Source organism: Kaistella sp. SH40-3, assembly GCF_030686865.1.
Taxonomy (GTDB): Bacteria; Bacteroidota; Bacteroidia; order Flavobacteriales; family Weeksellaceae; genus Kaistella.
Genome location: NZ_JAQYUS010000001.1, coordinates 99,161 through 113,471, shown reverse-complemented (window position 1 = coordinate 113,471; position 14,311 = coordinate 99,161). Strand labels below are relative to the sequence as shown.

The following is a 14,311-nucleotide window of genomic DNA, read 5'->3' as shown; positions in this document are numbered from 1 at the left end:
TTAAAATATTTAGTTGATATCTTCGAATTCTTTTTTAGAACCCACGATCACGTTTTGATAGTCTTTAAGACCTGTACCTGCAGGAATTCTGTGTCCTACAATTACGTTCTCTTTCAGTCCGCTTAAGTAATCTACTTTTCCTGAAACTGCTGCTTCGTTCAATACTTTCGTCGTTTCCTGGAAAGAGGCTGCAGACATGAATGATTTGGTCTGTAGTGCCGCTCTGGTAATCCCTTGCAATACTGGTGTTGCAGTTGCAGGAAGTGCTTCACGAACTTCTACTAAAGCCAGATCTTCACGTTTAAGTTTAGAATTCTCGTCTCTTAGATCTTTAGAGGTAATCATTTGACCAGGTTTGAATTCTTTCGAATCGCCCGCTTCTGTTACTACTTTTAGACCGAACACTCTATTGTTTTCTTCTAAGAAATCTCCTTTGTGTTCTAGTGCACCTTCTAAGAATTGAGTATCTCCACCATCTACAATTGACACTTTGGTCATCATTTGACGAACAATAATTTCGAAGTGTTTATCATCGATTTTCACCCCTTGTAGTCGATATACTTCCTGAATTTCATTTACCAAATATTCCTGTACGGCAGTTGGTCCCTTAATTTTCAAGATGTCATCTGGTGTAGTAGATCCATTTGATAATGGTGATCCAGCTCTTACGAAGTCATTTTCCTGAACCAAAATCTGATTCGATAATTTCACCAAATACTTAGTGATTTCTCCAGTTTTTGCTTCTACGATTAACTCACGGTTACCTCTTTTGATTTTACCATAAGATACCACTCCGTCGATTTCTGTAACTACCGCTGGGTTTGAAGGATTTCTCGCTTCGAACAATTCGGTAACTCTCGGTAGACCCCCTGTAATATCTCCAGATTTTGCAGATTTTCTTGGGATCTTGATCATTACTTTACCAGCTTTAATTTTCTCACCATCGTTTACCATGATGTGTGCTCCTACCGGTAAGTTGTATGCTTTTTGCTCAACTCCTTTAGAATCCACAACTTTCAAGGTTGGTACTGCTTTCTTGTTTCTAGATTCAGAAATTACTTTCTCTTCGAAACCAGTCTGCTCATCAATCTCTAGTGAGAATGAAACCCCTTGGATAATATCTTCATACTCAATCTTACCTGCAGATTCCGCGATGATTACCGCATTGTACGGATCCCACTTACAGATTAAATCTCCTTTCATTACTTTATCACCTGGTTTAACAGCCAATTCAGATCCATAAGGAATGTTGGCAACCATTAACGGTGTTCTAGCAGCATTGTCTGCTACCAAACGGAATTCCGTTGAACGGGAAACCACGATTTCGGCTTTTTTACCAGCTTCGTTTTCTGAAGTTACCGTTCTAATCTCATCCATTTCTACGATACCATCACGTCTTGCAACAATTGATGGATTCTCAGAAATATTCCCTGCAGTTCCCCCTTGGTGGAAGGTTCTCAATGTTAACTGAGTTCCTGGCTCACCGATGGATTGTGCTGCGATAACGCCAACTGCTTCACCCATATGAATAGGTTTACCAGTTGCTAAATTACGACCGTAACACGCTGCACAGATTCCTTTTTTCGCTTCACAAGTTAATGGAGAACGAACTTCTACGCTATCAATTCCAGCTGCTTCAATTGCTTTAGCATAAGCCTCATTAATTAACTGATCTGCTTCAACGATGATTTCATCGGTTTCTGGATCATAAACGTTATGTAAAGAAACTCTACCTAATACTCTTTCAGAAATACGTTCAACGATTTCGTCATTTTTCTTAAGTGGTGTAATTTCTGTTCCTCTTAAAGTTCCACAGTCGTTTTCAGTAATGATAACGTCTTGTGCAACATCTACCAATCTTCTGGTCAAGTAACCAGCATCGGCAGTTTTTAGTGCGGTATCCGCTAGACCTTTACGAGCACCGTGAGTAGAGATAAAGTACTCTAAGATGGATAAACCTTCTTTAAAGTTCGCTACAATCGGGTTTTCGATAATCTCTGCACCAGATGAACCGGCTTTTTGCGGTTTTGCCATCAAACCTCTCATTCCTGAAAGCTGACGGATCTGCTCTTTGGAACCCCTTGCTCCAGAATCAAGCATCATATAAACAGAGTTGAATCCACCTTGATCGGTCTTCATTCTGCTCATAATCATCTCCGTTAATCCTGCATTGGTATTGGTCCAAACGTCAATTACCTGGTTATAACGTTCTGTATCGGTGATAAGACCCATGTTATAGTTTGCCTTAATTTCATCTACTGTTTCTACAGCAGTTGCAATCATGGTTTTCTTTTCTGCAGGAATTACGATATCACCTAAACTGAATGATAGTCCTCCACGGAATGCATGAGAATAACCTAAGTCTTTCATGTCATCCAAGAATTCTACAGTTGTTGGGAAATCGGTGTCAGCCAAAATTCTACCAATTACATTTCTCAATGATTTCTTGGTTAAAAGTTCGTTAACATAACCTACACCTTCTGGAACGATTTGGTTAAATAATACTCTACCAGCAGTTGTGTCTACTAATTTAGTTACCAATTCTCCGTTTTCTTTTACAAGAACTCTACATTTCACTTTTGCATTTAGGGAAACTTTTCCTTCTGCATAAGCGATTTCTACTTCTTCCGGAGAATAGAAAACCAAACCTTCACCTAAAACTTTCATATCATCAGTTGATGATAATTCTTTGGTCATATAATATAGACCCAAAACCATATCCTGAGAAGGTACCGTAATCGGTGAACCATTTGCAGGGTTCAAGATATTCTGAGAGCCTAACATTAGAAGTTGTGCTTCTAAGATTGCCTCAGGCCCTAAAGGTAAATGAACCGCCATCTGGTCACCATCGAAATCCGCATTAAATGCAGTTGTACACAATGGGTGAAGTTGGATTGCTTTTCCTTCGATCATTTTCGGCTGGAATGCCTGAATACCTAGTCTGTGAAGAGTAGGCGCTCTGTTCAAAAGAACCGGGTGACCTTTGATGATTCCTTCCAAGATGTCATAAACAACTGGCTCTTTTCTATCAATGATTCTTTTTGCCGATTTCACAGTTTTTACAATTCCTCTTTCAATCAGTTTTCTGATGATAAACGGTTTGTACAATTCCGCTGCCATATCTTTTGGAATACCGCATTCGTGCAATTTCAAGTTTGGACCTACGACGATTACAGAACGGGCAGAATAATCCACACGTTTCCCCAATAAGTTTTGACGGAAACGACCTTGTTTACCTTTCAATGAATCAGAAAGTGATTTCAATGGTCTGTTAGATTCCGATTTTACAGCAGAAGATTTTCTGGTGTTATCGAATAATGAATCTACAGATTCCTGTAACATTCTTTTCTCGTTTCTAAGGATAACTTCAGGAGCTTTAATTTCCAAAAGTCTCTTCAAACGATTATTTCTAATGATTACTCTACGGTAAAGGTCATTTAAATCTGAAGTCGCAAAACGACCACCATCCAATGGAACCAAAGGTCTCAATTCTGGTGGAATTACAGGAAGCACTCTCATAATCATCCATTCTGGACGGTTGATCATTCTTGTATTTGCTCCTCTAATCGCTTCTACAACGTTCAGTCTTTTTAAAGCTTCAGTTCTTCTTTGTTTTGAAGATTCGTTATGCGCTTTGTGACGCAAATCGAATGACAAAGTATCTAAATCAATTCTGCTTAATAATTGCTCAACCGCTTCAGCACCCATCTTAGCGATGAATTTGTTCGGATCAGAATCATCAAGATATTGATTATCTGCAGGAAGGGTATCTAGAACATCTAAATATTCTTCTTCAGTTAAGAATTCTTTATCATCGAAGTCAGCACCATCTGCTCTTTTAGCGATACCTTGCTGAATTACAACATATCTTTCATAATAAATGATCATGTCTAATTTCTTAGACGGCAATCCTAAAAGATATCCGATTTTATTTGGTAAAGAACGGAAATACCAGATATGAGCAACAGGAACAACTAAGCCAATATGGCCAATTCTTTCTCTACGTACTTTTTTCTCGGTAACCTCAACACCACAACGGTCACAAACGATTCCTTTATATCGGATTCTTTTGTATTTCCCACAAGCACATTCGTAATCCTTAACAGGACCGAAGATTTTTTCGCAGAAAAGACCATCTCTTTCCGGCTTGTGCGTACGGTAGTTTATTGTTTCGGGCTTTAAAACTTCACCTCTTGAATCCTGTAAAATAGATTCGGGAGAAGAAAGACCAATTGTAATTTTACTAAAATTACTTGTTTTATTTTTGTTTGACATTTGTTAGATTTTAAATTTTAGATTTCAGATTTTAGATTAAGCATTGAATATTTCTATTCAAAAATTATAAATAAAATTTAAAATTATTCTTCTAGTCTTACATCAAGACCAAGTCCTTTCAACTCATGAAGTAATACGTTGAAAGATTCTGGAATACCTGGTTCAGGCATTGCTTCTCCTTTGGCAATCGCTTCATAAGTTTTTGCTCTACCAATCACGTCATCAGACTTTACAGTCAAGATTTCTCTAAGGATATTCGAAGCACCAAATGCTTCCAATGCCCAAACCTCCATCTCTCCGAATCTTTGTCCACCAAACTGCGCTTTACCTCCTAATGGCTGTTGCGTAATCAATGAATAAGGTCCTATAGAACGTGCGTGCATTTTGTCATCTACCATGTGACCAAGTTTCAACATGTAAATGATTCCAACCGTTGCTGGCTGTGCGAATCTTTCACCTGTTCCACCGTCATATAGATAAGTGCTACCATATTTTGGTAAACCTGCTTGCTCTGTATATTCTGTAATCTGCTCTAAACTTGCTCCGTCGAAAATTGGAGTTGCAAATTTTAACCCTAATTTTTGTCCAGCCCAACCAAGAACGGTTTCATAAATCTGACCAATGTTCATACGAGAAGGTACACCTAGTGGATTCAATACGATATCTACCGGAGTTCCGTCTTCTAGGAACGGCATGTCTTCTTCACGAACGATTCTTGATACAATACCTTTGTTACCGTGACGTCCCGCCATTTTATCACCAACGTTTAGTTTACGTTTTTTAGCAACATAAACTTTCGCCAATTTGATGATTCCTGCAGGAAGTTCGTCTCCAATAGAGATTGCAAATTTCTCACGGTTTTTAACACCATTAAGATCGTTGTACTTGATTTTGTAGTTGTGAATTAATTGTTTAACCAATTCATTACGTTCAGCATCAACCGTCCAATCAGCACCGCTTACGTTTACATAATCTTCAACAGATTGAAGAAGTTTGGTTGTAAACTTCACGCCTTTTCCGATAATCTCTTCAGCCAAATCGTTATTAACTCCCTGAGAAGTTTTACCGTTAACTAAAGTTCCTAATTTTTCAAGAAGGGTTGCTCTTAATTCATCGAATTTCGCTTTGTACGTGTTTTCGATTTCTTCAAGTTTCAATTTCTCTTCGGATCTTTTCTTTTTGTCTTTAATGTTTCTTGAGAATAACTTCTTGTTGATTACAACTCCTCTTAATGAAGAATCTGCTTTCAAGGAAGCATCTTTTACATCTCCAGCTTTGTCACCGAAGATTGCTCTCAATAATTTTTCTTCCGGCGTTGGGTCTGATTCTCCTTTTGGAGTAATTTTCCCAATCATGATATCACCAGGCTTCACATCAGCACCGATTCTAATCATACCGTTTTCGTCTAAGTCTTTGGTCGCTTCTTCAGAAACGTTAGGAATATCTGCAGTCAATTCTTCCATACCTAATTTGGTATCACGAACTTCCAATGTATATTCATCAACGTGAATTGAAGTAAACCAGTCCTCACGAACTACTTTTTCATTAATTACAATTGCATCCTCAAAGTTGTACCCTTTCCATGGCATAAATGCTACGGTTAGGTTTCTACCGATTGCTAATTCACCATTTTCTGTTGCGTAACCATCACAAAGAACCTGACCTTTTTCTACTTTGTCGCCAACTCTTACGTTTGGTCTCAAAGTAATAGTCGTACTCTGGTTGGTTTTACGGAATTTGGTTAATTTATAAGTTTTGGTTCCAGAATCAAACGATACTAAATCCTGATCTGCAGTTCTTTCGTACTTGATGGTGATTTTATCAGCATCAACATATTCTACAACTCCATTTCCTTCAGCATTAATTAAAACTCTTGAATCTGTTGCAACTTGTTTTTCTAAACCTGTACCTACAATTGGTGCTTCTGGTTTCAATAATGGAACTGCCTGACGCATCATGTTTGATCCCATCAAAGCTCTATTCGCATCATCATGCTCCAAGAAAGGAATTAATGAAGCAGAAATACCAGAAATCTGGTTTGGTGCAACATCAATTAAATCAACTTGTTTAGGCTCAACTACCGGATAGTCACCATCCAAACGAGCAATAACTCTGTCTGTAAGGATCGTTCCATCATCTTTCATGTCGATATTTGCCTGAGCAATTGTTTTATCTTCCTCATCTTCAGCATTCAAATAAATCTGAGTGCCTTTTAAGTCAACTTTACCGTTTTCTACTTTTCTGTAAGGAGTTTCGATGAAGCCAAGAGTATTGATTTTCGCATAAATTCCTAAAGAAGAAATCAAACCAATGTTTGGTCCCTCTGGAGTTTCAATCGGACAGATTCTACCGTAGTGCGTATGGTGAACGTCACGTACCTCGAAACCTGCTCTCTCTCTTGATAAACCACCAGGTCCTAGGGCAGAAAGTCTACGCTTGTGCGTGATTTCTGATAGTGGGTTGGTTTGGTCCATGAACTGAGACAACTGGTTGGTTCCGAAGAACGAGTTGATTACTGAGGTTAAAGTTTTCGCGTTAACCAAGTCAATCGGCGTAAAGATTTCGTTATCTCTAACGTTCATTCTCTCACGAATTGTTCTTGCAATTCTAGAAAGACCTACACCGAACTGTCCTGATAATTGTTCACCAACAGTTTTAATCCTTCTGTTTGATAAGTGATCAATATCATCAACCTCCGCCTTAGAGTTTACCAACTGGATCAAATGTCTTACGATCGCGATGATATCATCTTTGGTTAAAACTTCAGTTTTCTCAGGAATATTTAATCCTAATTTTTTGTTCAATCGGTAACGACCAACTTCTCCTAATGAATAACGTTGCTCAGAGAAGAATAATTTTTCAATAATTCCACGTGCAGTTTCTTCATCGGGCGGATCTGCGTTACGCAATTGACGATAAATATATTCAACCGCTTCTTTTTCAGAGTTGGTTGGATCTTTTTGTAAAGTATTCTGGATGATTGAGAATTCATTTGAATTTTCTTTGTGAATCAAAATTGATTTCACACCTGAATCAATAATCATTTCAACATGCTCTTTTTCAAGAACTGTTTCTCTATCCAAGATGATTTCATTTCTTTCGATAGAAACTACTTCACCTGTATCTTCATCAACGAAATCTTCGAACCAAGTGTTCAAAACTCTCGCTGCAAGAACTCTACCTTCTACTTTTTTCAAAGCGGCTTTAGAAACTTTAATTTCTTCAGCAAGGTCAAATATTTGTAAAATGTCTTTATCAGATTCGTATCCAATTGCTCTTAACAAAGTTGTTAAAGGTAATTTTTTCTTACGATCGATATACGCAAACATTACATTGTTAATGTCGGTTGTAAATTCCATCCAAGATCCTTTAAAAGGAATAATTCTCGAATAGTACAATTTAGTTCCGTTGGCGTGATACGTTTGGCCAAAGAAAACCCCTGGCGAACGGTGTAATTGAGTTACAATTACACGCTCAGCACCATTAATAATAAATGATCCAGACGGCGTCATGTAAGGAACAGGTCCTAAATAAACGTCTTGAACAACGGTTTGAAAATCTTCATGTTCCGGGTCGGTACAATACAATTTCAAACGTGCTTTTAAAGGAACCGAATAGGTTAAACCTCTTTCTACACACTCGTCTCTCGAGTATCGTGGTGAATCTACCAAATAATCTAAAAATTCTAAAACGAAATTGTTTCTAGAATCGGTAATTGGGAAATTCTCTTCAAAGGTTTTGTACAAAGATTCTTTGAGTCTCTGCTCCGGAAGGGTATCCAACTGGAAAAATTCTTTGAAAGATTGGATCTGAATGTCCAAAAAGTCAGGAGTCACAATTTTCCCTTTTGCTTCAGAGAAATTGATTCTTTCATTGGCCTGAGTTTTAGCGACTGCTTTAGATTTACTCATAAAAAAATTAAAGAATGAGGGTTAAAAAATATTTTGTTTTATAAAATATCAGAAAGAAACTAGACTATGAATTTGAGTTCAGACGGTTGATTTTTGGCGCAATCAGGAGAAGTCTTGGCTCTCTGCTCTTTATTCTTGGGTCTTTCTAACTGCAACATCGGTATATCTTTTCACGACGTAGTGCAAAATATTTTCACTGTAATTCTGGCGGTAATTTTTGTTGGATTGATAATGAAAACAGAAAATCCTCTTTCAAGAAATGAAAGAGTTGATAATCAATATTTTAAAGTCAAGTAAACAATTATATGCGCCAAAATTGAGTGCAAAGATACGTAATAAATTTGGTTTTCACAAATAACACGCTGATTTTGAACCCTAACCTATTTTCAGATAGAAGAGAATAATTGAAATTGGTCTAAGGAGAAAAATTAAATGATCAATTCATTTCAAATGTATTAATTTATTTTAAATTATCACTTATTTGTTTGTGTTTTTCATTTATATAACTGAATTTTTGTTATTTAATTTATCTAAAAAGTATTGACTTATAATGATTTACACAAAGTGTTAAACTTCTGTAAAACTTTGTTCGCGCGCTTCAAAGGTTGTAATTTTGATTCCATAAATATTTCAATTGATGAATTTCCCCCGCCTTCAAGAAAAACTCGAAATTCTGGCAGATGCAGCAAAATATGATGTATCGTGTTCCTCTAGCGGTGGAAATCGCAAGAATAAGAATGGTGGCTTAGGCGACAGTCACGCTTCAGGGATTTGTCATTCCTATACGGAAGATGGGCGATGTGTTTCTTTACTAAAAATTCTATTAACCAATCATTGTATTTATGATTGTGCATACTGTGTTTCCCGAAAATCGAATGACATAAAAAGAGCGGCATTCACTGTAGAAGAAGTGGTAGATTTAACGATTAACTTTTACCGTCGAAATTATATTGAAGGTCTTTTTTTAAGTTCCGGAATTTTTAAAGATGCTGATACCACTATGGAACGACTGGTGAGAGTTGCCAAGAAGCTTCGAACCGAACATAAATTCAATGGCTACATTCATTTAAAATCAATTCCAGGCGCAAGTGATGAATTGATGAAAGAAGCCGGTCTGTATGCAGATCGTCTTTCCATTAATTTAGAAATTCCGACTACCAAAGGTTTGAAACTTTTGGCACCCGAAAAATCTCATGACCAGATGATAAAACCGATGGGTTTCATTAAAAATGAACTCACCTTATATAAAGAGGAAAAAAAGATTTTTAGAAATGTTCCTAAATTTGCGACTGCAGGACAATCAACCCAGATTATTGTAGGAGCGACGGATGAGACGGATTTAAAAATCATAAAAGTAGCAGATCATTTTTATCAAAATTTTAATTTGAAAAGAGTCTACTATTCCGGTTATGTGCCGATGTTGGAAGATAAAAGATTGCCTTCGATTGATTCTCAAGTTCCCATGTTGCGGGAAAATCGACTATATCAAGCCGATTGGTTGATGCGGTTTTATGGTTTTAAAGCCGATGAGATTTTAGAAAAAAGCAATCCTTTCCTGGATTTAGAAGTTGACCCCAAATTGGCTTGGGCACTGCGTAATCGTGAGCAATTTCCAGTGAACGTCAATACGGCGTCCAAAGAAATGATTTTACGCGTTCCTGGAATCGGACGTAAATCTATGTTTAAAATTTTGACTGCAAGAAATTTTCAGAAATTAAATCTGGAGGATTTAAGAAAAATGGGTGTTGCTACAAATCGTGCAAAGTTTTTCCTGGAGTTCGAATCGCAAAATATTTTTAACAAATATATTGATGATTTTAATTTTCGAAAAATAATTCTGCAAGGAATGAAATCAAAATTCCAAAATCCACATTCCCAACAGTTGACGCTTTTTTAAATGACGACTCTTCTTTACGATGGAACTTTTGAAGGTTTAATGACGGCGATTTTTGAGGTGTACGAATGTCGATTCGAACCCGTAAAAATAATCGCTGCTGAAAACTATCAAACCGAATCTATTTTTACAGATCACCATGAAGTGATAACAGATCAGGGAAAAGCGGATCGGGTTTTAAAAAAAATAGAATCCAATTTAGGAAAAAAAGGCGTCTCTCAATTACTCAGCGTTTATTTTTCTGAAAATGAAAATTTAGAACGACTCATTCTTTCTACAGTTTCTGCTTGTATTAAAAATCCAAAAGAGAACGTGTTAAATAATTTTGCAGATGTTGATATGATGGACATTGCGAAAATCACCAAATCAATGAGTCGGGAGGTTCACCGAATGCATGCATTTGTTCGTTTTGAAAAACTGCAAGATGAGGTTTATTTTTCTAAGATTGAACCTGATTTTAATGTGTTGCCTTTAATTATCACTCATTTTGAAAATAGGTATCGAGATCAAAAATGGATGATTTACGATTTAAAAAGGCATTACGGAATTTTCTACGATTTAAGTAATGTTCAATTTTTTGAACCTGCCTTAGAGCATACTCAGCAATTGAAAAGGACTGAAAATATTCTTCATGAAGAAGAAATTCAGTATCAAAAATTATGGCAGCGGTATTTTTTTAAAACCAATATTCCAGAACGTAAAAACTTAAAACTCCATGTGCAGTCTTTACCAAAAAGATATTGGAAATACTTAACAGAGAAATTGTAAGCCGACTATCCTAATTCACAATGAAATAAAAAAGTCACTCCTTTCGAAGTGACTTCAATTATTGAGTGTTTGATTTTAGGGTGCCCAGAAAGACCATTTACTACCATTGAAAACGGCCAGTCTTTTTGCGCCAGTTTTATTAACGTAAACCATCATTCCCGGCGAAGGACTCAGGATATTTTGCACATCTGCAACGATAGGTAATACCATCGCTTTATTGGAAGATTCCAAAACCAAAACCCCATCTGCACTACTAGATTGTGCGCCGATAATCGCTTTAGATGTAGCGGATTCTGGTGCTTGCAATATGGTCGGTTGCGACGCCATGTAATTTGTAGGCAATGTAAGATTGGCGTCTTGGCCACTTAAATCTACCCAACCATTGGTTAACGGTAAAGTGTTGCCATTATAAAATTTCATTCTTGCTTTGGTAGGATCAGTTGCATCTAATAAGATGGTTCCTTCTGTGCGGGCATTTCCTGCTACAGGCATTACTCGTACATAAGGAACGATGATTCCTTTGTTTTGTCCTGTGACAAAGTCTAATAATACAGAAGTTGTATTAGATCCTGCTGATCCAGTTGCTCCGCCAATTACTACTTGGGCATTTAAACCCACGATAATTGATAAAGTTAATATTGAAAATATTTTTTTCATTTCTTTTATATTTAATTAAAGTTAAATAACCCGAAAGTGACAACTTATCACTTTCGGACTGTATTAATTTACGGACATGCTGGTTTGTTGAAACAAGACCAATTTGTACCATCGTATAATTTCAAACATTTTAAGTCTGTATCATAAACCATCATTCCTTCTACTGCATGATTATCAGTTTTTATTTGATTAATCTGGTTTGTTGTCATTCTGGAAATTACAAATCCTTTGGTATTCGATTCTAACACAGTGTGTGCAGATTTTCTCACCATTGGCCAGTTATCTAGCGACGCTGGGCTGGCTCCGGCTCTTTGCAACAAAGTAATACCATGCTTGGTATCTGTACCAGTTCCACCAGCTGGTAAATTGTAACATAATCCTCTAGAAATTGAGATAATGAAGTAACAGTTAGCAGGCATATTTGGCGCCACGGCATAGTATCGAATAGCTGGATCCGAACCATTTGCTGGCGCATTGAAATCTCCTGTAAACACATCAGTTATTGCATTAAAAGTAGGGTCAGATGGAGATTTTGTGTAGAAAATCGTTCCAGCAGGAAAGTCATTAGCTACCGTTGCACGTGGTATTGTACTTGCTCCGGCGTTATATGTCACGATCTTATGGGTAGGATCATTAGGATCAGTTATAATATTTGACGGACAATTTAGGGTAGAAGAATCAATATTCAAAGCAAAACTGAAAGGATTTGTACTAGGAACGGTACAACCGCCTGAGGTAGTAGTGCTTCCAGTAATTGTAGGAAGCTGTACAGTCTGACCAGATACTTGACCTGTTCCCGTCATGTATGCATTTTGTTCCGTAACTCCACTACATGTAGGCGCAGTTAGCAATAAACAATTGGTTGTGATCCGGAATTGTGCTTGCAGGCTGGCCATTACTCTGTTTTTATCCGCAGCACTCATTAAAGGTAAGGTTCCTAAATTCCACGTAAGCGTTCCGCCCGTTACTTGTCCCGGTGCTGCTGGTGTAAATACCGGGCTGACTTGTGGACCAAGTAATGAAACATCCCAACTATTTACTGAACTGGAAACATACTCTTGATTGAAAGGAATTGGAATTGTAAGTTTCGAGTTGATCACTGCCTCATTTCCAGGATTGGTAATATCATAATCTACAGTAAAGTTATCCCCCGCATTAACAGTACTACCATTTACGATAGAACTTGCCGAAATAGATGACGTTGGCTGCGGCACGTAGTTGTCTACTGAAAAGGCAATGCTATAGATAATATAAGTATCCTGAGAAGAACCATATTGAAAACTTGTAGAAGTCTGACTGTTGCCAATAATCGAGTTACTGGCATTAACCAAATTTAACATATGAATATCTGATCCATAGTTATTCATATGATTAGGGTTTCTTGGTGGATTTCCTGCAATTGTGATACTGGAATCAAAAAAGTTGTTGTAAGCCCCAGTCGGTGTGGACGTGGTACTATTTCCGTTATGATCTAAATACCGATAGGTTGTTGTGTTTTTTTGTTGAATAGAAAACGGGTCACCTGCAATACTAAGATCACCTTCTCCACCCATCACACCAATGGTAGCATTAACTGCGCCAGATGGTGGAGTTGAAAAACCACTTACATTTAAAGTTTGTGTACCTCCACCGCTCGCCATATAACCATAGCCATCGAATACGGTGATACTTTTATCTACCATAAAAGGGTTTTTATAGACCACAACAAGCCCCCAACTGCCATAGTATCCGGTGTCTCCACCGTTTCCCTCTCTCAGTGCGATATTGGCTACGGTATAGTTTCCTGCCCCATGGGCTTTGACATAAGCCGTTACATCCGCGTAGCCCGCATACATTTGACCGTAGTTAGTTGGTGGATAATTAATCGCTGTTCCACCTAATGCTGGAATATCCTGGTAGGTATCGCCTGCAAATTTGAATTTAACTTTTGCTTTATCCAAATTAGCAGTTGTACCTGCAACTGCAGGCGTATTTACGGTAGCATAGAAACTATTGCTCACACTTTGCCCACTACCTCTTACTTTTTGTAAGACAGTAACTAAGCCAGTCCCTATTGGTAATGCGTAAGGTGTGCTTAGCGTTACAGAATAATTAGTATTATTTGATGCTGTTCCAGATAAGGTTTGTACAGTACCAGTGCCAACCTGAACGGTTACTTTATTTGTGTAACTATTATTATTAGTAGTAGTACGCCAAGTATAAAAACGAAATACCACGGCATCACCACTAGCTTGTGGCGTGAAAGTGTAAGTAGTCAAGGTTCCATTATTCCCACCATTGCTAGAGTCATCAGCAGTTGCAATCGTTAAATTATAACCATTGCTTGAATTTCCAGTGGTGACATTGGTATTGTAAGTGGCGGCTGCTCCGCTTGTCACTGAAAAAGTATTGGAAGCATTTCCACCATTATCTGCCCTTCCGGACCAGTATAAACCGGCGTAAACAATCTCGCTACAAGCGGGATCAACCCCAGATATGTTTGGAAATTGTAAAGTAGCCGAAGAAGAATTTACGATCCCCGTCGCTGGTTCTACATTAACATATACCATGTTTGTAGCATTGGACTGTGAAGTACTACTTCCAGTAAGGTCATTAGCAGCAACCAAATTAGAATTTCCAAGCATCTGGAAATCTCCTTTGATGTTGTATGTTCCAGTTGAGCTGGCAGGCGTGGATGCTCTTGGATTAAATGGAACGACGGATTGTGCAGACACGCTATACCATCCGGCACTTAACAGCAATAAAGCCATTGCAAGAATACCGGTTATGTTAACAAAATATTGATTATTTTTTTTCATGATTTCAG

General features: G+C 37.6%; 6 protein-coding genes. 2 read left to right on the top strand and 4 right to left on the bottom strand.

Annotated elements, in window-relative coordinates; translation table 11 throughout:
• Positions 1-9: 9 nt before the first annotated feature.
• Positions 10-4,275 carry a DNA-directed RNA polymerase subunit beta' gene (gene rpoC / locus PUH65_RS00495; protein ID WP_305517900.1) on the bottom strand — a complete coding sequence of 1,422 codons (4,266 nt, stop codon included), beginning with the start codon at positions 4,273-4,275 and terminating at the stop codon, positions 10-12.
• 83 nt (positions 4,276-4,358) lie between these two features.
• The gene (gene rpoB, locus PUH65_RS00490; RefSeq protein ID WP_305517899.1) at positions 4,359-8,186 is read right to left on the bottom strand and encodes a DNA-directed RNA polymerase subunit beta; all 3,828 of its coding nucleotides are present in this window, start codon (positions 8,184-8,186) and stop codon (positions 4,359-4,361) included.
• 637 nt (positions 8,187-8,823) lie between these two features.
• Between rpoB and PUH65_RS00485 the strand changes: the two genes are divergently transcribed.
• A complete protein-coding gene (locus PUH65_RS00485; RefSeq protein WP_305517898.1) occupies positions 8,824-10,083 on the top strand; it encodes a putative DNA modification/repair radical SAM protein in 1,260 nt (419 codons plus the stop codon).
• Entirely contained in the window at positions 10,084-10,848 is a 765-nt protein-coding gene (locus PUH65_RS00480; protein ID WP_305517897.1) for a TIGR03915 family putative DNA repair protein, read from the top strand.
• A 75-nt stretch (positions 10,849-10,923) separates the two neighbouring features.
• On the opposite strand, the gene PUH65_RS00475 is transcribed toward PUH65_RS00480, so the two are convergent.
• Positions 10,924-11,505, bottom strand: a complete 582-nt coding sequence (locus PUH65_RS00475; RefSeq protein WP_305517896.1) for a hypothetical protein — start codon at positions 11,503-11,505, stop codon at positions 10,924-10,926.
• Positions 11,506-11,573: 68 nt separating this feature from the next.
• The gene (locus PUH65_RS00470) at positions 11,574-14,255 is read right to left on the bottom strand and encodes a hypothetical protein (RefSeq protein WP_305517895.1); all 2,682 of its coding nucleotides are present in this window, start codon (positions 14,253-14,255) and stop codon (positions 11,574-11,576) included.
• Positions 14,256-14,311: the final 56 nt, after the last annotated feature.

Excerpts from the sequence above, each read along its gene's own strand:
- rpoB (WP_305517899.1), bottom strand. The coding sequence starts at position 8,186 with ATGAGTAAATCTAAAGCAGTCGCTAAAACTCAGGCCAATGAAAGAATC.
- PUH65_RS00470 (WP_305517895.1), bottom strand. The coding sequence starts at position 14,255 with ATGGCTTTATTGCTGTTAAGTGCCGGATGGTATAGCGTGTCTGCACAA.
- PUH65_RS00485 (WP_305517898.1), top strand. The coding sequence starts at position 8,824 with ATGAATTTCCCCCGCCTTCAAGAAAAACTCGAAATTCTGGCAGATGCA.
- PUH65_RS00475 (WP_305517896.1), bottom strand. The coding sequence starts at position 11,505 with ATGAAAAAAATATTTTCAATATTAACTTTATCAATTATCGTGGGTTTA.
- rpoC (WP_305517900.1), bottom strand. The coding sequence starts at position 4,275 with ATGTCAAACAAAAATAAAACAAGTAATTTTAGTAAAATTACAATTGGT.
- PUH65_RS00480 (WP_305517897.1), top strand. The coding sequence starts at position 10,084 with ATGACGACTCTTCTTTACGATGGAACTTTTGAAGGTTTAATGACGGCG.